Raw genomic sequence first — 26,337 nt, forward strand, 5'->3', positions numbered from 1 at the left:
AAGGTTTAAACCAATGTGGCTTCTGCTGCTTTTTCCAAAATACTCCTTACTTCCGGCCGGCATGACCCGCAGCCCGTTCCCGCGCCTGTGCGCTGGCATAGCGACTGGAAATCGCTGCATCCGCCTGCAATTGCGCGTTCCAGATTTCCCTGGCCCACATTATTGCAGGAGCACACCAGCTTTCCTTCCAAAGGCTCCACTTTCTGGCTCGCCCTCAATAGTTGCAGTCGCTTATCAGAAAGTTCTATTGAATTGGATATCAGATCCCTGTATTCCAAAAACTCATTTTTATCCCCAATCAATATGGCTCCCACCAGCTTGTCGCGGTGGACAATGCATTTCTTGTAATAACGCTTGGATTTGTCTATAAAAACGATCTGCTCGTAAGCCGGATCGTTGTTCGGGACGTCGGTAAGGCCGATGCTGCAAAGTTGTAACCCTTCCATTTTCAGGATGTTCATGGATGTGCTGCCTTTGTATGGCTGCGAAATGTCGCCAGCCATGTATTTGGCGATGACCTCTGCTTGCTGCTCGGCCGCCAGCGTAATGCCCCACATTTGCCCGTTCCATTCGGCGATTTCGCCCGCCGCGTAAATGTCCGGATCGGAAGTTTGCAGATAATCATTCACCACCACGCCGCGCTTGCAATCCAGTCCGGCCTGTTGCGCGAGCCCTATCACCGGCACCGTTCCAATCGCCAGCACCACGACATCGCAAGCAATCTTCCGGCCCGATTTCAGGCGGATGCCATCTACTTTTTCCTGACCGCTGAACGTCGCAACCTCGTCATTGAAGTAAATTTCAATGCCGCGCTCTGCTAATTCCTGATACAACAATTCGCTCGCCAGCGGATCGAGCTGGCGTTCCATAAAACGGCCGCTGCGCTGGATCACGCTCACTTTTACATTCATTTCCCGAAAAGATGCAGCGAGTTCAAGGCCTAAAATCCCACCTCCGACAATCACCGCGTGCGGCTCAGGCTGCTTCAGAAAAGGGAGCAATGAATCTGCATCCAGCCGCGAACGCATATTGAAAATACCCGGCAGGTCGGGGACGCCTTTAGGCATAAAAGCCTTGCTGCCCATGCCCAGGATCAGCTTGTCGTAAGTGTGTTCGTGGCCGTTGGAATCGACCACGGTTTTGTTGTTACGGTAAATGTGTGCAATGAAAATGCCTTTGTGGACGATAATGTTGTTTTCCTCAAACTGATCCTCGCGCAATTTTACCAACTGTTCCCAATGCTGCACACCGCTGATGTAGTCGGGCAGCATTACGCGGTTGTAGAATGGATATATTTCTTTGGAAAAAACGTGGATCTCATCTTCTTGATTTAAAGCACGATAGGAGTTGATAAACCCAAGCCCGGCTGAGCCAGCGCCGATGATAATGATCTTTTCAAGAGGTTTTTTATACAAAGAAACCTGCACAGCAGAAAACTTGAAATCGGGTTCTTTGGATTTCGGGTCGACCAGATTGTTGGTCAGGTTATTCGCGCGGGCCAGGTTGCTGCCCAGGATTTTGCCCCAATGCATAGGTAAAAAGCACAGGCCGGGCCTTACGTCTTCGGTAATGTTGACCTTTACCCGAACTTCGCCCCGGCGGCTTTGGATTACGGCTAATTGACCTTCTTTGATGTTTCGGGTTTTTGCGTCTTCGGGATGGAGTTGCAGGAAAGGTTGGGGGGTGTGTTGATTTAGTTTAGCTACGCGGCCGGTTTTGGTCATGGTATGCCATTGGTCGCGTATTCTGCCGTTGGTTAAAACCAACGGGTAATCTTCTGTTGTGGGTTCGGAGTGGTTTTCGTCGGGGACGGCGTGGATTTGGGCTTTTTTGTTTTTGGTGTGGAATTGGTGGTCGGTGAAGAGTCTTTTGGTGCCGGTTGTTGGTGTGTTAGTGTTGTTGTTTTGGGATTTGGTTTGTGGCCATTGAATGCTTCTGTTGGTTTTTAGGAGCTGGTAGTTTACGCCGGTCACGTCGATGCTCGTTCCTGCGGTGCAGGCTGTGTATTCGTCGTAAACTTCGGATGTATTTTTGTAGTTAAATGCATCTCCGAAGCCCATTTTTGCTGCAAAACGCCAGATGATTTCGGCATCCGGCAAGGCTTCGCCGGGTGCCGAAATGGCTTTGGGCAAATGCGTGATGCGTCGTTCTGCATTCGTCATCGTGCCTTCTTTTTCGAGCCAGGCAGCGGCGGGAAGCACCACATCGGCAAATTTCACGGTGTCCGCGCGATTGGAAACATCCTGCACCACCACAAACCGCGACTTGTTCAGCGCGGCTTCGGCAACATTCATGTCAGGCATGCTCACCAGCGGGTTCGTGTTAATAATCCAGATGGCTTTGAGCTTGTCATCGGCCAACGCTTCGAACATTTCCGTAGCTGTCAGGCCGGGTTTGTTGGCGATTTTAACCGGCGTGTTCCAGAATTGTTCCATCTCGGCGCGATGTTCGGCGTTCAAAATTTCGCGGTGTCCCGGAAGAATGTTGGCTAGTCCGCCCGTTTCGCGTCCGCCCATGGCATTAGGTTGACCGGTAAGTGAAAAAGGACCATTTCCGGGTTCGCCAATTCTGCCCGTGATCAGATGCAGGTTAATGAGCGATAGGTTTTTATTTACCCCAATCACCGACTGGTTCAGCCCCATTGTCCAGAACGATAAAAATCCTTTCGACCGGCCAATCCATCCCGCGGCTGTGTAAATGTCATCTGCATTAATTCCGCAAAGTTCGGCGGATTCGGCGATCGTGCGCTGCATGACCTTTTCCCGGAAGTCTGCAAAACCGTCCGTATGTTCAGCTATGAACGTCTGATCAATGTAATTTTGCTCGATTAATATCCTGCCAATGGCATTATTAAGCACAATGTCGGTTCCCGGCGCGATCTGCAAATGCAGGTCGGATGAGCGGGAAGTGTCGGTTTTGCGGGGATCGACGCAGATAATTTTCACATCAAGATTGGCCGCCTTATGCGCCTCTACGCGACGCCAGATAATGGGATGGCACCAGGCTGGATTAGCGCCGGTCACAAAGATGACATCGGCCGCCTCGATGTCGTCATAGCAAACCGGCACGCTGTCCTCGCCCAGTGCCAGCTTATAACCCACCACGGCCGAGCTCATGCAAAGCCGTGAGTTGGTATCAATATTGTTCGAGCCTATGAAGCCCTTAATCAGCTTGTTAACCACGTAATATTCTTCCGTAAGGCATTGCCCCGACACATAAAATGCCACCGAATCCGGCCCAAATTTTTTGATTAATGTCTTGAAAACCGCGGCAGTGCGCTCCAAAGCATCTTCCCAGCTTACACGCTGCATCGGCATCGAGCGGTTAAGCCGCATTTGCGGATACAGCAGCCGGTCCGACTGGTCCATTACCGTGTAATGCAGGTTCATGCCCTTGGAACACAACATGCCCTTGTTCGACGGGTGCCCCTTATCGCCCTCCAAGCTCAGTTGCCCGTTCCCCTCTTTCGTAACCACAACCCCACAGCCCACGCCGCAGTAACAGCAAGTTGATTTGAATGTTTTCATAGGTGATAGATAGTGGTTGAATTTTGAGCGTAGTGCCTTGGGGCTCCAACCCCTAAAGGGGCTTACAGTTTACCGAAATAGTAAAAAAAGCCCCCTTCAGGAGGTTGGGGGCATACTGCCACTATGCCTCGACAGGTTCAAGCGTGCCTTCCGTCACAACGCTTCTCGTTTTATCAAAATTAATGAGCGCCACCACAGCTGCGATGCAGGCAATCGCAACGCCTATATACATGAATGCTTCTGAGTAAGTGATGTCGCTGGATTTGAATAAAAACCCTGCTAAAACAGCACCCACATTGCCGCCCGCACCCACGATGCCACTCACCGAACCGATCGCTTTTTGATTAATAAAAGGTACGATCGCATAAGTAACGCCATTGGCCATTTTTAAAAACATCGCGAAACAAAGCATGGTAACCACCGCCGCTACAATGCTGCCGCTTTGGGCAAACAATGCTATGCCTATTCCTTCGCAGGCCAGCAAAAGCGCCAGCAGCTTTCCCTTGCCGATCATGCCGTATTTATTTCCAACTTTATCCGCCACAATCCCACCAACCGCTCTCGCAAAAATGTTCATAAAACCGAATGTTCCTGCCAGGATCCCGGCGGTTGCCAGTGAGGTTTCAAAGTTTTCAAAAAAGTAAAGCGCAGCTACATTGTCAAAGGTGATTTCTATGCCAAAGCAAGCTCCGTATGCCAGGAAAAGCGCCCAGGTTCTAGGATCTTTCATCGCCAGTTTCAATGTTCCTTTGGTCTTAACGGCCTTAGGATTAGTTATCTCCAAATCTTCGAAGTTACCGGCAGGGGTGTCTTTGGTAAAACGGTAATAGACAAAAGCAAAAACAAACAGCAGCACGCCCGGAATCACCATCGCGATTCTCCAAGCCGATTCGGGCAGGTAACCCATGCTTACAAAACCTGCGAAAACCAATGGCATCACCATGTTTGTAATGCCGCCGCCCAGGTTACCCCAGCCGCCCGCCACCGCATTGGCCGTTCCGACGATTTTTTTATCAAACATGACAGACGTGTGATATTGCGTGATCACAAACGACGCGCCAATCACACCGATCGCGAGCCGGAACAACAAAAAGCCTTCATAGGAATGCACCAGGCCTACGGTCATCACGGGAATGGAGCAGATGCCCATCAATGCGGCGTACGTTTTGCGCGGCCCCCAGGTGTCGCACAGCTTTCCAATGGCAATGCGCGCTACGACAGTTGCGGCCACGGATGCGATGATAATGTTACCGATCTGACCTTTTGTTAAGCCTAGGTCCGTTTTCACCACAGTCATCAATGGCGCGAGGCCGAACCAGCCGAAAAAGCAAAGGAAAAAGGCCATCCACGTAAGGTGGAAAGTGCGCATCTGAACGCCTTTGAAACTGAAAATATGCAACTTTTCAAGCGGCTTGTTAGTCGTTTCCATAGTAAATAGGAGTTTTAATAGTTGTTTTGGAATGCTTATTTCAAAAATTCAGGCTTGATATTGATCATCAGATAAGCCCAGTTTGCCATTTTCTGCGGATCTTTTACGGCTTTCACCTGCGCTAAACTGCTGGTGGGTAGGAATGTGCAGTAACCGCCCTGAAAGCTGATGGTTTTGGTGATATTATAAGTGGCAATGATGTCGAGCTCTTCCCCGAAATTGGCCGAAAGCTTTTCGTCTTTTGCATTGCGAATGTTGGCTGCGCTCGAAAATTGGTGCAAATCAATGGCAATAGACAGCTTTTCGGAAGCCTTGATTACACTGTTTATGTAAAAATCGGCCAGTCCGCCTTTGCCGAAACCGTTGGCTGCATAGAAGTAATCCATTTGCCCCCAAAACTTGTGCGGCGTGCCGTATAGTGGATCAAATGTGCTGTTTTTGCGTGAACCGTTCGTGGTCCCGGAAGTGTAATCGAAGCCCGGACCAATGGAAAAGATGGAACTCGCAGCGTATGAACCGCGCACCGAATACATGTACGCATTCAGCGATTTGCCATCCTTGTCTTTTCCGGCCTGGTAATACGCGCTGGCCGTCAGATTCCAGGCTTTGCCGAGTTTGGTTTGCAGGTAAGGACCGAATGTTACGCGTTTGTTTGTGCCGTTTTTGACCGTTCTCACACCTGCCGTATCCAATGCATATTTCTGAAAATCATCTTTCAGGATAAGGAAAGATACATTTCCTTGTTTTAGTTTTTTACCCAAATAAGCGAACTGCATCGATTTGTACATTGTACCGATTCCATTCGTTCCTGCCGCGTAACCGTTGGGAACACCATCATATAATGTGCCTGTACGAAGCTCACGGTTTTGGTTATACGCAACGCCGATGTGCGCAGTGAATCCATTGAATGCGTATTTCAATAATGCTGCATCGTGGCGGCGAGCCTGTTGTAGCCAATCCAGATTTCCTAACAGTCGGCTGTCGTCGTAGAGCAACTCCTGCCGCCCGATCTTCAACGCAAATTCCTTTCCCAACTTGGTCTGATTCGTATCCAGCAAACTGATTTTGCCCCAGGCTTCGTGCAACATTAACCCATTAAGCGCAGGATTGGTGATGCGGTTGTTGGTAGAAGCATCCTGTCCCCAAACACGCACATCCTGAACGGCCATGAAAAATTGCGTTCTATAACCTTTGTAGCCTGCATTCAGCCGGGTTCTTTGCGAAGTAAAAAACGCGGGCTTATCGGTTTTGGACAGGGGTGAACCTTGTCCGTGCAGCAGTTCCGAGCGCGTCCGCAACTGGCCCGAAAGGCTGAACTGCGCGTGCGCGTGAGGCGAAAAGAGCAGGCAAAAACCTGCTGCAAAGAGCATTAGGAAGTAGAAATTTGTTTTCACGGAGTGAAAGGTTAATTGCGTAAGCCGGTATTTCAGGAAACCAAATGCATGCTTTGCAGATAATCCACCGCGTACGACGGATGCAAAGCCACCACGTCGCCCAGGATCATGATGGCGGGCGTGCCGATGTTATTTTCTTTCACAAGGCGCGGGATTTCCCAAACCTGTCCCATCACACTCTTTTCGTCGGAGCGCGTGCCGTTCTGGATCACCGCCATCGGCAAATGTCCGCGCCCGAAGTGTTTGTATAGTGCACATATTTCATTCACCTTGCTCAGTCCCATCAGCACGATCACCGTCGCTTTGGATTGGGCTGCAAGGCGCAGATCTTCTGATAGTTCACCATTTTGCGTAGTGCCTGTGATTACCCAAAAGCTCTCGCTCACGCCACGCCGCGTCACCGGAATTTCCATCGAGGCCGGGACCGCGATGCAGCTCGAAACGCCGGGGACCACTTCGCAGGCCACGCCATGTTCCCGCGCATATTCCATTTCTTCATGTCCGCGACCGAATACAAATGAGTCGCCGCCTTTCAACCGAACGACATGTCCGCGTTTGCGGGCCAGGCGCACGATCAGGCCGTTGATCTCTTCCTGGGAAAACGAGGGGTTACCTACTTTTTTTCCGACATACATTTTCAATGCATGAGCAGGAGCAAAGTCGAGGATCTCCACATTGGCCAGCTCATCATAAAGAACCACATCTGCTGCTTTAATCGCGCTGATCCCTTTCAATGTGATCAATTCTCCGTTGCCAGGTCCGGCGCCTACAAGTGTTAGCCTTGCTTCCATCTCTTATATATATAATAGAGTGAATATTAGAAATGTACTATACATAGTATTTTGTAACTATGTAATTTGTTGGTTCAAAATTAGGAGCAATATTTTATAAAACAATGCTTTTGCCAATAATTATGTTTCATTTTTGCTGTAATTGCGAATATAAAATTAGGAAATGCATAAAATGCGATTTATGTTTGTTCTGTTAAATATGAAGGAAACAGGCTTAAATATTGAAATAATACAACATAATAATAATGTTTTCACAAATTAATAGTTACTATTTACTATGAATGCAATAACAAACACCCATATTGTTGTGATAGGCAATGGTATGGTAGGCTACAAATTCTGTGAAAAGTTGCTCGCCAGAAAAAAAAGTGATCAGCAGATTACGCTCACTGTTTTTGGTGAAGAACCGCGTGTGGCGTACGATCGCGTGCATTTGAGTGAATATTTCGCTGGTAAAACAGCTGACGATCTCACCCTGGCAAGCGCAGATTGGTATGCGGACAACGGGATCCGGCTCTTCCTTTCCGATCCGGTGGTGGACATTGACCGAGACGAAAAGCTGGTAAGATCACACCATGGACATATAGTACACTATGACTATCTGATCATGGCCACCGGCTCCGGCGCATTCGTTCCTTCTATTCCGGGTGTGGAGAAAGACGGCGTGTTTGTGTATCGGACCATTGAAGATCTGGAACTGATCCAGTCGTATGCCCGCAAAGCAAGAAAGGGTGCCGTGCTCGGCGGCGGATTGCTGGGGTTGGAAGCGGCGAAGGCATTGCTGGATTTAGGATTAGAGGAGGCGCATGTGGTGGAATTCGCTTCGCGGTTGATGCCCCGGCAGATCGACGACGCCGGTTCGCGGATTCTGCAAAGCCAGCTTGAATCATTGGGATTACAGATTCATCTAGCCAAAAGCACGCAGGAAGTTGTGGGCGGTGATTGCATAGAAGGGATGCAGTTCAATGATAACACTTTGCTCGATGTGGATATGCTGGTCATTTCTGCGGGCATCCGGCCGCGTGATGAGCTGGCAAAAATCGCAGGATTAGAAACGCATCCAAGAGGTGGCATCGTGGTGAACAACCAGTTGCAAACTTCTGACCCGAATATTTTTGCAATTGGCGAATGTGCATTGGCGCACCATATGATTTACGGGCTCATTGCACCTGGCTATGAAATGGCCGAAGTGGTGGCAACATTGCTTCTGGGCGGTGAAAAGGACTTTTTTCCTTACGATATGTCTACGAAATTGAAGCTGATCGGGACGGACGTGGCGAGTTTTGGTGACCCGTTTATCGAAGAGCCGGCTTGCAAAACCATTCGCTATGAGAACAAGGCGAAGGGCATTTACAAGCGCATTAATGTGAGTCCGGACAGTAAAACCTTGCTTGGCGGCATCCTTGTGGGCGATGCCGAACAATATAATATGCTCTTGCAAACTTGTAAAAGCAAGACCATTCTGCCACCAGATTCGGAAGATCTGATCCTGGGCTCGCGCGGGGGCAAAGAGGCAGGCGCAGGCGTGATGGGCTTCCCCGACGACGCGCTTATCTGCTCTTGCGAGGCGGTTACCAAAGGCATGATTTGCCATGAAGTGAGCGAAAAAGGCAACCATACGATGGACGCTTTGAAAAAATCCTGCAAAGCCGGAACGGGTTGCGGCGGCTGCGTACCGATGGTGAAAGACATCATTTCGGGCGTGATGAAGCAGAATGGCATTTACGTCCGCAATGTGGTGTGCGAGCATTTTGATTATTCACGGCAGGAATTGCTGGATCTGGTCAAAATGAATGGTGCCAAAACGTACGGTGCGGTGTTGGATGAATTTGGAAAAGGGGATGGGTGCGAGGTTTGCAAGCCGCTTGTGGCCTCTCTTTTAGCAAGCCTTTGGAATGAAAATATTTTGCAAAAAGACCGCGCGACGATCCAGGATTCGAATGATCGTTACCTGGCCAACATTCAAAAAGGAGGAACTTATTCGGTCGTGCCGCGGATTCCGGGCGGAGAAATCACGCCAGAAAAACTGATCATTATCGGTCAGGTGGCGCAGCAATATAATTTATATACAAAAATTACTGGCGGACAGCGGATTGATTTGTTCGGTGCGCATTTGAATGATCTGCCGGATATCTGGGAGCAGCTCATTGATGCCGGATTTGAAAGCGGCCATGCTTACGGCAAATCGTTGCGAACGGTGAAAAGTTGCGTAGGATCGACGTGGTGCCGGTTTGGGGTGCAAGATTCGGTAACATTTGCTATTGAGGTGGAGGATCGATATAAAGGTTTGCGTTCGCCACATAAGCTAAAGTCCGCAGTTTCGGGTTGTGTGCGGGAATGTGCGGAGGCGCAGAGCAAGGATTTTGGCATCATCGCTACGGAGAAAGGCTGGAATTTATACGTCTGCGGCAATGGAGGTTCTAAGCCGCAGCACGCGCAACTGCTCGCGACGGATGTGGATAAGGAAACGTGTTTGAAGTTAATCGACCGGTTCTTAATGTTTTACATCAAAACGGCTGATCCACTCACCCGCACTGCTACCTGGCTGAATAAGATGGAAGGAGGCATGTCTTACCTCAAAGCGGTGGTGGTGGACGACGTTCTAGGCATCGCGGCGGAACTGGAATCGGATATGCAAAAGCTCATCGACGTGTATCAATGCGAGTGGAAAGAAGTGGTTCAAAATCCAGAGCTGAGAAAACGCTTCTCGCACTTTGTGAATGCACCTGTGAAAGATCCTTCGATTGCTTTTGAAACCATGAGAGACCAGAAACGGGCTAAAGAATGGGCTTAGTTGGCTGGGATAGCTGGGCGAAATCAGATAGCTGGCTGAAAATAAATTAATAGATTATTCTGGCTTTCTTTTCCAGGGATTGAAATCCCTGGCGAGGGTATGGGTCGCCGGTGACCCGGCTTGGCATCTGGCTAGTGAGCCGCATCGCGGCGGCCAATGATTTGCCCCGGGCTTCAGCCCGGGGATCCAAAGAGAAAGAGAAAGAGAAAGAGAAAGAAAATAAAGAGAATAAAAAATGAAACAAAGCTTTGGGATCACAACGCTAACTTACAACCCCAATGGAAACAACAACACAAACGAAAGTAACCTGGCACATTGCCTGCCACGTCAATGACATTCCGGAAGATGGCGGCGGGTGCGCGCTGATTGACGGGAAACAGATTGCAATTTTCAACTTTGCCCGTCGCGGTGAATGGTATGCAACGGATAACCAATGTCCGCACCGCCAGCAGATGGCCGTGTCGCGGGGGATGATCGGGAGCCATGAGGGGGAGCCGAAAGTGGCCTGCCCTTTTCACAAAAAAACCTTTTCATTGCAAAGCGGGCAGTGCCTCAATGATGATTCCTATAAAATCAATACCTTTCCGGTGATGGTGAAAGAAAACCTCGTTTACATCGGAATATGAGCGAATGGAGAGACTCGATAAGAGCGTAGCAAGCAGTCTGACCCGGTTTTACATTGTAGCATTGTGCGTGGTGGCGATGCTGACAATCAGCGGTTTGTTTCTGATCAGAAGGACTATCAATAACCTGAACCATGACAGCCGCATGGTGAATGTGGCCGGAAGGCAGCGGATGCTGAGCCAGCGGCTGACCAAACTTGCGATCCTGAATGTCGGGCAGATAAAGCACAGCGACTCCGCTCAGTTCGACTCGCTTTTAACGATTTGGAAAGAAAGTCACGAGAATCTCGCCAACAAGAAATTACCCGTTGAAAATGGCCTGGTAACCTGGAAAAGCGCTGCACTGGACTCGATGTTTCTGGATCTGATGCCCGTTTTTGACAGCATTTATACCAATTTTTCTTTGGTTAATGATTCAAAAGTAGCCGCGTCGGCAAAAGCTGAGGCATTGAACCTCATTCTGGATAAGGAACCACTGTTTCTTGCCAAAATGGATAAGATCGTTTTTCAGTTTGATAAAGAGAGCTTCCAAAGACTCGAAAACCTCGAACGCATTGAATGGATTCTGGACATTATGACCATCCTCGTGCTTTTTGCAGAAGGGTTGCTGATTTTCAGGCCAGTTGTAAACACCACCAGGCGCGTCGTGCGAATGCTGACCGAATCAGAAAATGCATTGCAGCTTTCGAACCAAAAACTGAAAGAAGCGAATCACCAGCTCCTGGAAGCGCAGAACGATTTGCTGCGTGTGGAAGAGGAAAAATACGAGCTGCAACTGGCCGAAGATCGCATCCGCGCCAGCGCCTTGATCGAAGGGCAGGAGGAGGAACGAAAGCGTTTTGCACTCGAACTGCACGACGGCATTGGCCAGATGCTCACCGGCCTGAAACTGCACGCCGAAAAGCTGAAATCCGTCCAGTTTCATGACGAGAAAAACCAAAAGCGTTTCGAACAGCTGGTGACATTAATCCAGGACATTATCCAGACTACGCGGCAGATTTCGTTCAATTTGATGCCTTCCGTATTGAGTGATTTTGGGTTAAGCGCCGCATTGCGCCTGCTATGCGAGCAAACTGCCGAGCTCTCGGGGATCAAAATAGAGTTTGATGGCGATGCGCAAAAGCGTGTTGAAATGGGCCGTCCCACTGAAATAGGGCTCTATCGGATCGCGCAGGAAGCGTTGAATAATGCGGTTAAGCATGCCAATGCGGATAAGATCAAGATTAAATTGGAACAAAATAAGAATCGGATTATTTTGGAAATCGCGGATGACGGAAAAGGATTTTTAATTAGTAATTTGAAATCAGAAGACGGCATTTTCCTGACCCGAAACGGCATGGAAAATATCCGAACCCGAACCCAGCTGCTGAACGGCGAAATGGAGATCGTCTCCGAAGTCGACAGCGGAACACAGCTCATCGTGCGGGTGGATCTTTAAATTATCAATCCAAAAAACACACCTGCATGCCCATCCGGATCCTGGTCGTTGACGACCATTCAGTTGTAAGACAAGGCATTATAACCCTGCTGGAAGACGAGGAGGACCTGCTGATAGCGGGTGAAGCGGCGGATGGGGACGAGGTTTGGGATATGATTGAGCAGGTGAGCCCGGATGTGATCTTGCTCGACCTCACTATGCCGAAAATGTCAGGCATTGAAGTCATTAAGCAGATCGCGCCTGCGTTTTCGGATGTCCGGATCCTGGTTTTCAGCATGCACAACAATGCGGATTACATGATCTCAGCCGCCACCAGCGGCGCTGCGGGTTATTTGCAAAAAGACACAAGCCGCGACGAAATGCTCAAAGCGATCCGCAGTATTGCCAAAGGTGAGCTCTACTTTCCTCCCTATGCTTCGTCGGTGATCATCAAAAATTTATTGAAACAAATTGCCAGAAATCCCGAGCCCAAAGTTGAGCTCGAAGCAGACAATGATAAGTCGATCTGGAAAATGATCACGCCCCGTGAGCAGCAGATCCTGAAATGCCTCACCGAAGGCATGAGCAGCAAAGACATCGCCGAGAAGTTCGACATCAGTTCCAACACCGTTGCGAACCAGCGCGCGAGCATTATGAAGAAGGCAAATGTGAAAAACACAGCGGAGTTGATTAGTCTGGCTTTGCGGGGGAATTAGTTTGCTTCCTTTTTTTACATTTGTATCATTATAAATGTAAAATGTTTCAACTATCCATGAGCTTTCGCAGCCTCTTTTACGCCCTTTTGCTTACGATTTCCGGTTTTAGCGCTGTGGCGCAGTCGTTTACGGTAAGTCCCAACCAGCGTTACTTATTAAAGGACGGCAAGCCGTTTTTCTGGATGGGCGATACGGCATGGGAACTCTTTCACCGCCTCGACCGTGAGGATGCTACCTATTATCTGCAAAAACGTGCCGGACAAGGATTTACAGTCATCCAGGCCGTCGCGCTGGCAGAATTCGACGGATTGAATGTGCCTAACACTTACGGTGACAAACCATTGATCGATAATGATCCTACCAAGCCCAATGAAGCTTATTTCAAGCATGTTGATTTTATCATCGACAAAGCCGCGGAGCTGGGTTTAACCATTGCTTTTTTGCCCACCTGGGGCGATAAAGTTTTTAAATCAACTTGGGGAAAAGGGCCGGAAGTTTTCAATAAAACCAATGCTGAGGCTTATGGTAAGTGGCTGGGTAACCGCTATAAAAACCGCAAAAACATCATTTGGGTCCTGGGCGGCGACCGCACGCCTAGAAAAGACGTGGATGATGTAGGCGTTTGGCGGGCGATGGCTGCTGGCGTCGTTGCGGGCGTGGGAGGGAATGATAATGCGATGATGACCTTTCATCCGCAGCCTAATAAAGAAGGATCCGGCGAATGGTTTCATGATGATAAATGGCTGGATTTCAATATGTTTCAGAATGGTCATTGCCGGGATGCAGCCGTTTATGACAATATAAAAAGAGCATACGACCGCAAGCCTACCAAACCCGTGCTGGACGCAGAGCCGATTTACGAAGACCATCCCGTTTGTTTCAATGCCACCGAGCTAGGCACTTCCAATGCATACGACGTAAGAAAAGCAGCATATCTGGATCTTTTCTCAGGCGCTTTCGGCCATACATATGGCTGCCACGATATTTGGCAAATGTATGCACCGAACCGCGAAGCGGTAAATGGCCCGCACATTTACTGGCAACAAGCGATGGACTTGCCAGGCGCGAAGGAAATGCAATTTGTTCGCAAGCTCATGGAATCACGTCCCATCCTGGACCGCGTTCCGGATCAATCCGTTGTGGTTGAAAATGATTTGGCTTCCTACGAAAGAATCCAGGCCACGCGCGGCACGGACTTCATTTTCATTTATACATCAACAGGAAAATCATTCTCCGTAAATCCCGGCAAAATCTCAGGCAGTCAGCTCAATGCGTTCTGGTTCGATCCGCGAAACGGCAAAACTAAAGACATTGGAAAAGTGGACGCCAAGGCAGTAAAGCAATACACGCCGCCGACTTCGGGTTACGGGCAGGATTGGATTCTTGTTCTAGACGATGCTTCCAAAAATTACAAGATGCCGTAAAAAATGGCTCACCGCAGGAACACAGAGCCGGTCGGCAGTCGTTCGGCCGCCGAAAATGATTGCTTGTAACCACTCTCGATTTTGGGCAGATCCTTCGTTTTCTTTTGCGCTTTGAGGCTTTGGGATAAACCGATGGCTGACCAGCCGTTTCCGGGATTCCAGATCAGATCTTCCCTGTAAATTTTTTCAGCAACGGCTGGTTTGTTCATTTTTAATAAATAAGCACCTAAAAACTGCCGCGCTGGAATCGGCCAATCGTTGGGCTCCGTGTAGATGAGGCTATCTTCGATCCCGATTGCCTTGTTGAGGCTGGCGATCGTTTCGTCATAATTTTTGTTTTCAAATGCAATGGCGGCTGTCAGGATTTGTCCGGCAATGTTTGCGATGGGTGTAAATGCGTTAAAGGGAATGCGTCTTTTCGTCAGGATCGGATCTTTTGCTTTTTCCAGAAGTGACTTTAATTCCGATTTTGCCTTGTCGGCAGCGCCGGTATTTACAAGGGCCATTCCTCTTGCGAAGTTGCGGAGCAGACCAGCATATGTCCATTTAGGATCCAGTTTGGTGGTGTCGTTAAGGATTTCATCCCATTTTCCCAGCCTTACCAATGTAAGTTCAGGGAGCATGAAGAGATATTGATCGTATGGACTTTCGTATGTCGGCGCTACCGATTTCCTTAACCTGTTTGCCGCATGCATGCCCGTTTTATACAAGCCGGCGCTCATGGCGCAATAGGTTTGCACAGCAAAATAATGCGGACTGTGTTTTACGAGATTGAGGTTTTTGGCAAGAGAATCATATTGAACCAAGGCTGCATCCGCACGATCATTCACATCCACGCCTTTCAGGAAATAACCATTTCGCTCATATTCGTGACTCGACATATGCACCATATGTGCCACGCCGGGCAGCTGATCCCTCAATTTATCCGCATTGGGAAGCGCCACTTCCGGGTGACGCGAAGCTTCTGTTAGATGAATGTGGTAATGCAATGCTGCCGGATGATCGGGGTTTGCCTGCAAAACCTGTTCACTCAGCGCAATCACCTCGTTGGTCCAGGCTTTGGGTGTACCATCGTTATTCCAAAAATCCCACGCGTGTATGAGCATTACCGCGTCTACGAAAAGCATTTTGATGTCCTGATCCTCCGGAAATTGAGATATCAATCCGCGCGTTTTTTGCGCATAGGCAATGTTAAGGACTTTTCTGTCTGCATCAGACGCATCCGCGGAATAGCGCTGGTTCATGACAGCGATCAGTGCCTGCTCTTTCTTTGTTGTGTTAGCCGCAAACTGGTTCATTTGCTTTAAAACCGCCGGAATGCTCTCTGGTTTTTTATACAAATGTGCAGCATTATAATAAGGCCCCATCGCCAGCGCTTGTCCCCAGTAAGCCATTGCACACGTCGGTTCGAGGCGGGCTGCCTCCTGGAAAGATGCCAGCGATTCCTTCATATGGTAACTATAATACATGGTCAATCCCTGATCGAAATAGAACTGGGCACTATCATTCCTGGTCGAGATCGGATATGAATATTTACCCCATCCGGGCATTGCTGAAATGAACTTTCCGTTGGCCGCTGCTTGCACCTCCGAGCTGCTGACAGCGCCGCAAACGGCAATGTTGGTTTGTTCCGGAATTTGGGTTTTAAAAACTTCAAAGGCATTGAACCGCAGTAACAGAGCAGTTATCACAATGACGGGAAGCAATAAAAAAGAGAGGGAAAGATTTTTCATTTTAAGTAGCTAATGTGCCTGACGGATCATTTAAATATAAAGCCATTATTTCTTTTTCGGTAATCCGGCAGGCATTTTGTGGCTCTGCGGTATGATAATTGCCTTCATCAGGCTTTCGAAAAACAATCAACAAACTGAAAATGAGAGAGCCATTAACAGCCCAGCCGCCGATTTCGCGCAAGGGTTTCTTAACATTAACGGGTAGATATGCGGCCATCGGAGCCATGAGCGGATTGGCAATCCAAAGCTCAAAAGACGCTTTTGCACAAGCGCCGCTTAAAGCCACTTCGCCGCCAGCGCGCGTGCCTGCCAAACCGGAGGATCCTATCGTGTTGGAGAAGTGGAAGTCGGAATATGACCAGCAAAGCGCGCCTACGCCAACGCCGCTTCCGCCTGACCAGCGCGTGGGGTATGCCGTTGTAGGATTGGGGCACTTGTCCCTGGAAGAGATTCTACCAGCGTTAGGAATGTGCAAAAAATCCAAATTGGCGGCACTTGTGAGTGGAAGTCCGGAAAAAATGAAAAAGGTCGCTGCCCAATACGGAGTCAAGACAGAGAGCTGTTACAGCTATGAAACGTATGATCAGCTAAAAGAAAACAAGGAGGTGGACGTCATTTACATTGTTTTACCAAACGGCTTGCATAAGGAATATGTGGTGCGTGGCGCTAAGGCAGGAAAGCATATTTTGTGCGAAAAACCGATGGCCAACACTGCCGAAGAATGTAAGGAAATGATTGCTGCCTGTAATAAAGCGAATGTGAAGCTGATGGTTGCATACCGCATTCAATATCAGCCGCATAACCGCAAATTGAGGGAAATTTTGCAGAAAAAGGAATTTGGGCCTGTTAAAGTGGTTGAGGCTTCCAATTGCCAGAGTACCGCAAACCCGGATCACTGGCGTCACAAACTGAAACTCGCTGGCGGCGGCGTTCTCCCCGACATAGGCCTTTACTGCCTCAACACGACCCGTTTTATTCTTGGAGAAGAGCCAACCGAGGTTTTTGCATATCAGTACAGCACCCCGGGTAACCCGCTATTCACTCAGGTTGAGGAATTTGTATCATGGCAAATGCGCTTTTCCAATGGCATCATTGCAAATTGCACTACACATTATAATGTACACGAAAGCCGCCGCTATCGCGTCCTGTGTGAAAAAGGCTGGCTGAATATGGACAAAGCGTACGCTTACAAAGGCCAGGACCTGAGCAGCGCCAAAGCCGATGGCCGCTTAGAACTGCACCAGAACATTGGTATGGCGGAAGTAAACCAGTTTGCAACAGAGATGGATCACTTTTCCGACTGTGTGATCAACAACAAAAAGCCATTCACACCGGGTGAGGAAGGTTTGCAGGATCATATTATTATGGAAGCCATTTACAAGTCTGCGCGTGAAGGTAAGCCTGTGAAAATCAACTCAACCCAGACCAACGCTGCATTGCACGGGCCTGAGCCAGAGTTGGGATAATCATTGTTTAGCAAGATCAGGCCGGTCAAGCACTTCGTTTTCCGGCCTGATCTCAATCCACCACTCTTTGGAGGCACTGCGGGTCCGGCAGACAGTTTATTGAGAAAATCAGGCAATTCGGTCATTGCGTTATATCTTTACCCCGATATACAAACCTGATCCGTTAATGGAAAAAGAGAATACTTTGTTTGGCGTGCGGGAGATTGCGAGAAGGGCTAATGTATCCACGGCCACGGTGGACCGTGTGCTGCATAACCGGACTGGGGTTTCCGAAAAGACCAAAAAGCGGATCAACGACATCATTAAGGAACTCGATTATCAGCCTAACATCCTGGCCAGCAGGCTCGCTTCCAAAAAGATCATTACACTGGCCATTCTGGTTCCCGAGGTTTCCGAGGAAACTGATTTTTGGGAGGCACCATTGAATGGCGTGCGGAGGGCAGAAGCTGAAATCAGGCAATATGGCATTCAGACACTTACGTTTTTCTTTGACCTTAATAATAAAGATTCCTATGTTCAAAAAGCGCGTGAAATCCTTGCGCTCGATGTCCACGGCATTTTAATAGCACCCTCATTTATTGCAGAAACAAAAGAATTTGCAAAAGAATGTGCTGAAAGAAAAATCCCATTTGTCTTCATTGATTCGGACATTCCGGATCTGAAAAGCCTATCGTACATTGGCCCGCATCTTTATAAAAGTGGCTACGTAGGGGCGAAGTTGCTCACTTACAGGCTGCAACCGGAAAAGAAAGTGTTGATTATCAACATTTCAAAAGAAATCGACAACTTCAATTACGAGACTATCGAGGGAGGTTTCCGCGCCTATTTTTCGGACAATCAGAATCCCAATGAGATCGTCCGCATTGACATTCGTGAGACGGATTACCAATCTGTTGCGCGGCATTTAACCTATGTTTTTCATCTTAATAAGGATATAGGCGCTGCATTCGTGACGAATTCACGAGTGCATACCGTGGCCTCGTTTCTTAAAAACAGCCACCGCACCGAGGTGTCGCTGATCGGTTATGATTTTGTGAAGGACAATGTTAAATATCTTGAAAGCAATGTTATCGATTTCCTGATCTGCCACCGTCCGGAAGACCAGGCTTACCGGGGCATTATGGCGCTGTACCAAACGCTGGTCATGAACGCAAACGTGTCCAAGCTGAACTACATGCCCATTGACATTGTGACAAAAGAAAATTACGAGTTTTATCAAAATTGATTTCTATTAAACGGGCATATTACAGTTCTGCAACTTTATTATCTCGTCCGTTATTAATGTTAAATATTTCTTATCTATATTTACGGGCACGTGCCCGTTACATGTTGATCTTACATTGATGGGAAATCCCGGACCCTTTAAACATTCACATTTTGAAAGATTCTATTTTTAGATGGCTTCGCTCGTTAGGGCCGGGAATGATCACGGCGGCATTGGTTTTCGGGCCCAGCAAGCTCACCATTACTTCCAAACTAGGGGCGGTTTACGGTTATTCACTCCTTTGGGTCGTGATTGCTGCGATCGTTTTCATGGCTGTTTTCACGGCTATGGCCACGCGGATCGGCCTTGCTACGAACCAATCGTTGCTGGCGTCGGTAAAACATAAATGGGGCAGGCCGGCTTCCGTTGCCATGGGGATTGGTGTTTTTTTAGTGAGCACATCATTCCAGGCTGGCAATTCCATAGGCGTGGGTATTTCTGTTGGGGAGCTTTATCATACGTCGCCCGTTCCCTGGATCATAATTTTTAATGTGGTGGGAATCAGCTTGCTATTTTTCAGGAGCTTCTATTCTGTGCTGGAAAAGACGATGATATTCCTGATTCTTGTCATGTTGTTTTCCTTTATTACCACATTTTTTTACGCGAGACCTGATGCTTCCGAAATTGTCAAGGGCTTTACCACACCGGTCATCCCGGCAGGTTCACAAGGATTGATCATTGCTTTTGTGGCTTCCTGCTTTTCTATTGTGGGTGCATTATATCAATGTTACCTCATTCAGGAGCGCATACGGGTGAAGCCAGAGGTCAGGAATGGCAAAAATGACAGTACGACGGGAATCATCGTGCTCGGTGTCATGTGCTCGATAGTGATCATTTGTGCGGCGGCCATCTTGCAGCCGAAAGGCATTAAGGTAAATTCTGCAACGGATATGGCCAAGGCACTGGAACCACTTTTTGGTAACAATGCATCAACACTCTTCCTTGTAGGCCTGTTCGGTGCAGCATTTTCTTCATTGATCGGTAATGCATCTGTTGGCGGCACATTGTTGGGGGATGCATTGGGAGTAGGGAGCAATTTCAGCTCTAAATCAGTGCGTTACCTGGTTGCCTTGGTGATGGTTGTCGGTGCGGCTATCGCTGTTAAATTTGGTAAGCTGCCATTGGAGCTGATCGTATTTGCACAAAGCGTTACCATTTTCATTGTTCCGTTTATTGGAACTGCCCTCTATATGGTCGGTAATGACAAAGAGCTGATGGGCGACAAGGTAAACAGTCCGCTCGTGAAAGTGGTTGCGGGCGTGGGGCTGGTCATCATTTTCTCTCTTGCGATCATTAATAGTAAAGAATTATTTTTCAACAATCCGCTATTTAAATAATGACTGGTTTCGAACTTCTGGAAGAAAAATGGCTGAGCCCATCGGACGCTTTAATTGAAGATATAAAACAAATAAAAGGCGATATCCTGATCCTGGGGGCCGGTGGTAAGATCGGGCCTAGCATTGCGAAACTTGCTAAACAGGCTATCGAACGAGCCGGCCTGGACAAGCGTGTGATTGGCGTTTCCAGGTTTAGTGAGGAAGGATTGACTGAAGAGCTGAATGCGGCAGGCATCGAAACCATAGCTGCTAACATCTTGAATGATGCTGAGTTGCAGGCGCTGCCGGAAGTGGAAAACGTGCTTTATCTGGCCGGGACCAAGTTTGGCACTTCCAACAATGAACCTTACACCTGGGCAATGAATACGTATCTGCCGGGCCGGGTAGCTGAGAAATTTAAGAATTCAAAGATCGTCGTCTATTCAACCGGCAATGTTTATCCGTTCACGACGGTCGCATCCGGTGGTGCTACGGAGGAAATGCGCGCTGATCCGGTGGGTGAATATGGCCAGTCCTGCCTGGGTAGGGAGCGGTTATTTCAATATTTTTCATCTGTACATAGCACACCGATCCTGATTTACAGGCTCAATTATGCCATTGATTTCAAATACGGCGTCTTACTGGAAGTGGCAAAATCAGTTCTGGCGGGTAAGCCGGTGGATCTGCGGACAGGCCACGTGAATGTAATCTGGCAGGGTGATGCCAATGAAATGGCTATCCGTTCGCTGCTGCATTGCGAGTCGCCATCGAAGATGCTGAACATTACCGGACCCGAAACGGTCTCACTTCGCTGGCTGGCCGCGGAATTCGGACGTATATTCAATACCGAACCGCAGTTTGTAAATGAAGAGCAGCCCACGGCATTATTAAGCAATGCGGCTGAGTCTTTCCGGTTGTTCGGCTATCCGCGCACAACATTGAAGCAAATGATTGGAATCACTGCGCAGTGGCTGCAGGAAGGTGGAAAGACTATTAATAAACCGACTCACTTTCAGGAGCGTAAGGGACAATTTTAAGAGATTTTGGAATAAAAAAAACAGGAGAAATGCTTAACACAGAAACGAGGAAACTGTTGTTTGAGGGCACCGTAATCCCAGCCCACCCGCTGGCTTTGCAACAGAATTTGCAACTGGACGAGCCCAGGCAGCGCGGATTGACGCAATATTATATGGCCAGTGGGGCAGGAGGCGTTGCCGTCGGCGTGCATACCACGCAATTCGAGATCCGTGATCCTGAGGTAAACCTTTATGAAACAGTCCTCAGGATTGCGGCAGAGGAGATTGCTAATGCGCATCTGGACCGTCCGTTTATCAAGGTGGCCGGCATTGTCGGGCTTACAGATCAGGCGGTTAAGGAAGCAAACATCGCTTTGAAATACGGTTATGATCTTGGGCTGGTGAGTATGGCAGCATTCAAAAATCATTCGGAGGATGACATTATCGAACATATCAGAACCATTGCGAAGATCATCCCGGTTTTTGGATTCTACCTGCAATCGGCCATTGGTGGCAGGATTTACTCGTATCAATTCTGGCAGCAGTTTGCCGAGATCCCGAATGTGCTGGCGATCAAGATTGCCGCATTTAACCGTTACCAGACGCTGGATGTTGTCCGCGCGGTTTGCAACAGTTCGAGGGTGAATGAAATAGCACTTTACACGGGTAACGACGATAACATTGTAGCCGACCTGATCACGCCCTACCGGTTCGAAGTCAATGGTGAAATGATTGAAAAGACGTTCGTGGGCGGCTTATTGGGACATTGGGCAGTATGGACAGAAAAGGCAGTGAAGGTGCTCGCGGCGGCAAAGGAATTTGCAAAAAACAAACATACAAATGCAGCTGATGTTTTACGCTTGAATATTGAAGTGACCGACATGAACGCGGCCATTTTTGATCCGGCGCACAACTTTCACGGCTGCATCACAGGCGTGCATGAAGTGCTGAGAAGGCAGGGACTTATGGAAGGGATCTGGACATTAAACCCAAATGAAACGCTATCACCCGGCCAAGCTGAGGAGATCACGCGCGTCACACAAGCATATGCGCATTTAATTGATGATGAGTTTGTTATAGACTTTTTAAATCGCCACGTTAAAGTAGTTTAAGACAATTCTTCAAACCATTTCTTGAAAACGGGCACGCGCTCTTTGCTGATCAGGATCTGGTTGGACGAGGATGGCGTCGTGCGGACGAGCAGCCTGCCATTGAAATACAATTCGATCTCCGAAATGCATTCGCGCGATATGATAAATTGACGGTTGGCCCGGAAAAAATTCGTAGGGTCCAGTTGATTTTCAAGCTCTTCTAAAGATTTGTCGACAACAAAGTTCCTGTCATCATGCAAAGTGGCCACCACGACTCCGTTTTTAATGGTTAACCACCCGAAATCAGAATCCTTTAACGGGATCAGCTTGTCACGATAAGGCACCAGGAAGCTCCTGCGGGGGCTTTTTCGGTTCAGGATCTGGTTATGCATCAGCTCTTCCAGATATTTTACCTTGCTAATGGCATTCTCCTCATTAAGCTGATAGTATTTTTCAAGACTGAATTTCAGGGATTCCTGGCGGATGGGTTTCAGCAGATAATCGATGCTGTTGAGCTTGAAGGCACGCATGGCATACTCGTCGTGCGCAGTGGTGAAAATCACCGGACAGCCGATGGAAATTTGTTCGAAAATCTGGAAGCAAGTGCCGTCTCCGAGCTGTACGTCAAGGAAAATCAGATCCGGACTGGGGTTATCGCTGAGCCAATCAACGGCGGTTTCTACGCTGTCGAGCACACTCAGGATCTCAGTTTTAGGATCAATTTTTTGTATTAATTGCGTCAGATACTCGCCCGCTGGCTGTTCGTCTTCAATGATAAGGATCTTGGTCATGGAGCTTCAATCAATGGAACTTTAACTGTAAAATGCTGCTCATCTTGCAGCAACAATGGTTTTTGGCCCGTCTGGATCTTGTAACGTTTATCCAGGTTTTGCAGGCCGATCCCGGTTCCGGGCGAATTTTTTTTGTTGACGGAATTAGAAACCGTAATGTGCTTCTCCTGCTCGCTCAGCCTGAGCTCGATCATCAGTATCTGACTGGAAGTGATCACATTATGCTTGATTGCGTTCTCGATCAGGATTTGAAGGGAAAGTGGAATGATGTACCAACTCCTGGCCGTTTCCACTTCATGAAAGCAGTAAGCCAGTTTCTCACCAAATCTCGCCTTATATAGGTCAAGATATGCACGCGCAGCGTCCAGCTCGTCTTTAAGCAGGATGAGACTCTGGTTTTGCACTTTAAGATTGTATCTCAGAATGTCCGACAGATCCAGCACAATGCGCTGAGCCTGATCCGGATTGGTAGCGATCGAAATGTTCAGGATGTTTAGTGCATTGAACAAAAAATGCGGGTTCAGCTGATTTTGCAATGCTTCGAGCTGCGCTTTCAGCTGCTCGCGTTTCAGCTGCTCATTTTCAAGTCCGATCTGGTGGTTTTCCTGCGTCGTCAGTAGAAAATTCCGGAAGCCGAGAATGGCCAGCAGCAGCAGAATGTGGTACAGGTAATACACCACCCGGAAGATCAGCATATCCGAATTATCTGCGTCCAGGGCCAGTTTAAGCTGAAAAAGGATCTCATTGATCCCCATAAAAAGGACAAACAACAGGACGATCTGAACCCAGGTTTTCTGGCTGTTGAACCAGCTGGGCATATTGTAAGTATTTTGAAGGCAGATATAGACGAATATCCACGAAAATTCGAAGCTTATTATAAACTGAATGCAAATATCCAGCAACCCAGAACCGATCGTGTCGGGGTCAAATAATGATGTCCAGACAAAGATCAGGCGCGGAATTGTGGCAAATAAGCTTAGGATGAAACAGAGACGCCAACCTAATGACATCCCATTCCGATAGTTTAAGTCGGGGTTCATGCCAGGCTTGTCAGAAGCTTGCTATTCCTTGAAGTTTTTGCAGAAGTAGTATTCTTTTTTTGGATGAGCGACGCCACAGATTCGATCAGGCCAATTTCTGCCTGCGTCCATTCCCGGCTGTTCAGGGTGTCTTCCAGCCCTATGAAACCCAGCCAGCCTACATTTCCCTGAATCGGAACGGCCAGTAACGACAGGGCATCCTGCTGACTAAGCCATTGAATTTCAGCGCCTGTCATATTTGCAGACGGTTCTAAAACTGGTTTTTTGGCATCAAATAACGCATTCCAGCGATTGAAACCCGGAATCTTGATGGTCTTTCCTGAATGCTTAGCGGGCACGCCGGGTGCAGTAACCTCTATCTTTAATGTCAGGTCCTGCGCATCACCGGTTGCAGGCTGATTTTTGATATACAAATAAATCCTGCTCAGGTCCATCACTTCCAATAGCAACGAGAATGCATTGGAAAGCGAATCAGAAGCAAGCTCGTCTTCGCAACGCGCAAGCACTTTCTTGTAAAGCGACTCGTGGTTTTGGTTATGCTGGTCGATCTTTTTGCGGGCGTTGTTTTTCCATTTGGCCAGCGTGTTTTCCAGTGCAGGGATCCAGCCCAGTTTGTTAGAGCAATTGATATAATAGCTTGTTTCTGTCACTGCCAGCACTCTTTCAGCCGTAACCGGGCAATGTCCTTCTGTCATAACCAGGCAGGGAAGCTGGCTGCCGAGCACATTGGCGAGGTCGGTAATCTTACCGTCCGGAAGGAGGCAATTGGAAATCAGCAGATCGTATTTGGACTCGTAAAAGGCTTCAATAGCCAGTTGTTTGGAAGCAACTTGCCGGATACTGAATTTGTAACCAGCGTAGCCAAGAGAATCTTCAAGCAGAGCGAGATATTCCTTTTGGATGGCAACGATGAGGAGGTTTAAGGGTTTCATGAGATAAACGTTTTTAGTATTGCAATTATACAAACTAAAGTAGAAACAATACTACCATTCCGAACTTAAAGGTCAGAAAAAATAGTACCCCAAAAATCCAGGTTTAACGTCGTCGGTTTGAGGTCGGGAAACAACAGGTTCACCTTTACATTTTTCAGTTTCAGTTAAAATTCGAAATGCTTCGCGAGTGTTATTGGGATATTTATGGAAGAAAAGGGACACAGACGCGAAATTTTGTTTTGTTACCCTGCTCACATGGATTTAAGAAAAGTCGAACCCTTCAAACCGAACATTTAAAAAGATGAATGCTAATAAGTTACTCTCTCGACGATATTTTTATCAAATCATGAATGGCAAGAATGAGCAGGTTGCTCATGAGATCTTATCCGAAGATTTCGTATTCACATTGCCTACACATCCCGAGCCATTTCACGGCCCTGACGGATTTTTCGGACTGGTCCAGATGCTGCACGGTTCGTTTCCTGATTTTTACATTAACCCACAAGAAATGGTAGCCGGCGGCGACTGGGTTGTAACGCGCTGGAGAGGCGGCGGCACGCACACAGGCGGACCACTGCTTACCGTAAAAGGAAATGTGGAAGCAACCGGGAAATTCTTCGAAATCGATGGCATGACCTGGCACACCATTAAGGACGGCAAGATCACCGAATCCATCGGTCACGAAGATACACTGGGACTAATGCTGCAACTGGGCGTCCTGCCTTCCGAAAACGAGCCTGTACCCGCGGACCTGGAACACAACCAAACATTAGCGACCAGATATTTCGACGAGATCATGAGCCAGGGCAAACTGGAAGTGATCGAAGAGATCCTGGATCCTGAATTTGCGTTCATCATCCCAACCCAGCCCGAGCCGATCGCCGGATATCCCGCATTCAAAAATTTCGTAGGCTATCTGCGCAATGCATTTCCTGACATCAAATTCACGGTAATGCGCCAGACCGCAGAAGGCAATAAAGTCGCCACACGCTGGAACATTGAGGGCACACACCAGGGAGAATTCCTGGGCGCCGCGCCAACGGGTAACCACGTGAAGGATTACGGCATCGACATTTTCACAATCAAAAACGGCAAAATCCTTTCGGTTCATGTAAATGAAAACGACTTTGGATTAATGCAGCAACTTGGAGCAATCCCATCATGACATTGGAAGAAAATAAAGCAATAGTACGCAGATACTGGTTCGATTTCTGGAACGAAAAGAATGTAGCAGTCCTGGACGAAATCGCAGTGGAAGATGTGGTTTTTCACTTTCCTCCCGGCCAGGCACATCAGCCACCTACATTAAGAAAGTGGTTCGAAACTGCCCTGATAGCATTCCCCGACGTGTTTTTTACCTTGCACGACGAACTCGCAGAAGGCGATAAAGTGGTAAGCCGCTGGTCATACGAAGCCACCAATACCGGAAATTTCCTGGGACGCGAAACGACCAGCATCCGGGTCCAGGACCAGGGAATTGACATATTCCGCATTGAGAACGGCAAGATCGTTGAAATGTGGGTTGCCCAGGATAGTCTGGGTTTATTGCAACAATTGAAAGTGATTCAATAAA

The 26,337-nt window shown here is 48.2% G+C and carries 20 protein-coding genes; 12 read left to right on the top strand and 8 right to left on the bottom strand.

From position 1 onward, the window contains the following. Positions 1-5 precede the first annotated feature (5 nt). The 4 genes from L0660_RS18150 to cobA all read right to left on the bottom strand — a co-directional run bounded on the left by L0660_RS18150 (position 6) and on the right by cobA (position 7,141). Positions 6-3,527, bottom strand: a complete 3,522-nt coding sequence (locus L0660_RS18150; RefSeq protein ID WP_235160653.1) for a nitrate reductase — start codon at positions 3,525-3,527, stop codon at positions 6-8. A gap of 121 nt (positions 3,528-3,648) precedes the next feature. Beyond that, positions 3,649-4,956, bottom strand: a complete 1,308-nt coding sequence (locus tag L0660_RS18155; RefSeq protein WP_235160654.1) for an MFS transporter — start codon at positions 4,954-4,956, stop codon at positions 3,649-3,651. 35 nt (positions 4,957-4,991) lie between these two features. Further along, positions 4,992-6,350 (bottom strand): alginate export family protein, encoded by a 1,359-nt coding sequence (locus tag L0660_RS18160; RefSeq protein WP_235160655.1) that lies wholly within the window; start codon positions 6,348-6,350, stop codon positions 4,992-4,994. Between the two features lie 32 nt (positions 6,351-6,382). Further along, positions 6,383-7,141 (bottom strand): uroporphyrinogen-III C-methyltransferase, encoded by a 759-nt coding sequence (cobA, locus tag L0660_RS18165; RefSeq protein ID WP_235160656.1) that lies wholly within the window; start codon positions 7,139-7,141, stop codon positions 6,383-6,385. A 277-nt stretch (positions 7,142-7,418) separates the two neighbouring features. Here cobA and nirB point away from each other — a divergent pair, with 277 nt between their 5' ends. The 5 genes from nirB (at position 7,419) to L0660_RS18190 (ending at position 14,115) form a co-directional block, all read left to right on the top strand. After that, complete coding sequence (nirB, locus tag L0660_RS18170) at positions 7,419-9,935, top strand: nitrite reductase large subunit NirB (RefSeq protein WP_235160657.1); 2,517 nt, start codon at positions 7,419-7,421, stop codon at positions 9,933-9,935. 278 nt (positions 9,936-10,213) lie between these two features. Then, the gene (gene nirD / locus L0660_RS18175; protein ID WP_026631460.1) at positions 10,214-10,561 is read left to right on the top strand and encodes a nitrite reductase small subunit NirD; all 348 of its coding nucleotides are present in this window, start codon (positions 10,214-10,216) and stop codon (positions 10,559-10,561) included. A gap of 4 nt (positions 10,562-10,565) precedes the next feature. After that, positions 10,566-11,996 carry an ATP-binding protein gene (locus L0660_RS18180; RefSeq protein WP_235160658.1) on the top strand — a complete coding sequence of 477 codons (1,431 nt, stop codon included), beginning with the start codon at positions 10,566-10,568 and terminating at the stop codon, positions 11,994-11,996. A 26-nt stretch (positions 11,997-12,022) separates the two neighbouring features. Continuing rightward, entirely contained in the window at positions 12,023-12,691 is a 669-nt protein-coding gene (locus L0660_RS18185; RefSeq protein WP_235160659.1) for a response regulator transcription factor, read from the top strand. A 56-nt stretch (positions 12,692-12,747) separates the two neighbouring features. Further along, on the top strand, positions 12,748-14,115 hold the full coding sequence (locus L0660_RS18190; protein ID WP_235160660.1) for a glycoside hydrolase family 140 protein: 1,368 nt from the start codon (positions 12,748-12,750) through the stop codon (positions 14,113-14,115). Between the two features lie 8 nt (positions 14,116-14,123). Here the strand turns inward: L0660_RS18190 and L0660_RS18195 are convergent, their stop codons facing one another. Next, a complete protein-coding gene (locus tag L0660_RS18195; protein WP_235160661.1) occupies positions 14,124-15,848 on the bottom strand; it encodes a M48 family metallopeptidase in 1,725 nt (574 codons plus the stop codon). Between the two features lie 140 nt (positions 15,849-15,988). On the opposite strand from L0660_RS18195, the gene L0660_RS18200 reads away from it, so the two are divergent. The 5 genes from L0660_RS18200 (at position 15,989) to L0660_RS18220 (ending at position 22,022) form a co-directional block, all read left to right on the top strand. Beyond that, positions 15,989-17,314: a Gfo/Idh/MocA family protein gene (locus tag L0660_RS18200; RefSeq protein ID WP_235160662.1), complete on the top strand. Its 1,326-nt coding sequence runs from the start codon at positions 15,989-15,991 to the stop codon at positions 17,312-17,314. A 166-nt stretch (positions 17,315-17,480) separates the two neighbouring features. Further along, entirely contained in the window at positions 17,481-18,539 is a 1,059-nt protein-coding gene (locus L0660_RS18205; protein WP_235160663.1) for a substrate-binding domain-containing protein, read from the top strand. Positions 18,540-18,691: 152 nt separating this feature from the next. Further along, entirely contained in the window at positions 18,692-19,915 is a 1,224-nt protein-coding gene (locus L0660_RS18210) for an Nramp family divalent metal transporter (RefSeq protein ID WP_235160664.1), read from the top strand. Beyond that, positions 19,915-20,931, top strand: a complete 1,017-nt coding sequence (locus L0660_RS18215) for an NAD(P)-dependent oxidoreductase (RefSeq protein WP_235160665.1) — start codon at positions 19,915-19,917, stop codon at positions 20,929-20,931. The genes L0660_RS18210 and L0660_RS18215 overlap by 1 nt, the downstream gene beginning before the upstream one ends. Before the next feature lie 29 nt (positions 20,932-20,960). Then, a complete protein-coding gene (locus L0660_RS18220; RefSeq protein ID WP_235160666.1) occupies positions 20,961-22,022 on the top strand; it encodes a dihydrodipicolinate synthase family protein in 1,062 nt (353 codons plus the stop codon). Here L0660_RS18220 and L0660_RS18225 read toward each other — a convergent pair. The 3 genes from L0660_RS18225 to L0660_RS18235 form a co-directional block, all read right to left on the bottom strand. After that, positions 22,019-22,792, bottom strand: coding sequence for a LytTR family DNA-binding domain-containing protein (locus tag L0660_RS18225; RefSeq protein ID WP_235160667.1), 774 nt, complete (start codon positions 22,790-22,792; stop codon positions 22,019-22,021). The genes L0660_RS18220 and L0660_RS18225 overlap by 4 nt on opposite strands. After that, positions 22,789-23,610: a sensor histidine kinase gene (locus tag L0660_RS18230; protein ID WP_235160668.1), complete on the bottom strand. Its 822-nt coding sequence runs from the start codon at positions 23,608-23,610 to the stop codon at positions 22,789-22,791. Before L0660_RS18230 ends, L0660_RS18225 begins: the two co-directional genes overlap by 4 nt. A 218-nt stretch (positions 23,611-23,828) precedes the next feature. After that, a complete protein-coding gene (locus L0660_RS18235) occupies positions 23,829-24,764 on the bottom strand; it encodes a GAF domain-containing protein (protein WP_235160669.1) in 936 nt (311 codons plus the stop codon). Positions 24,765-25,065: 301 nt separating this feature from the next. Here L0660_RS18235 and L0660_RS18240 point away from each other — a divergent pair, with 301 nt between their 5' ends. Together L0660_RS18240 and L0660_RS18245 are read left to right on the top strand one after the other, a co-directional pair. Continuing rightward, the gene (locus L0660_RS18240; RefSeq protein ID WP_235160670.1) at positions 25,066-25,929 is read left to right on the top strand and encodes an ester cyclase; all 864 of its coding nucleotides are present in this window, start codon (positions 25,066-25,068) and stop codon (positions 25,927-25,929) included. Beyond that, a complete protein-coding gene (locus L0660_RS18245; protein WP_233797999.1) occupies positions 25,926-26,336 on the top strand; it encodes an ester cyclase in 411 nt (136 codons plus the stop codon). The genes L0660_RS18240 and L0660_RS18245 overlap by 4 nt, the downstream gene beginning before the upstream one ends. The last annotated feature ends 1 nt before the right edge of the window (position 26,337 follow it).

Origin of the sequence: Dyadobacter sp. CY351, assembly GCF_021502625.1 — a bacterium.
In the GTDB taxonomy this organism is placed as follows: domain Bacteria; phylum Bacteroidota; class Bacteroidia; order Cytophagales; family Spirosomataceae; genus Dyadobacter; species Dyadobacter chenhuakuii.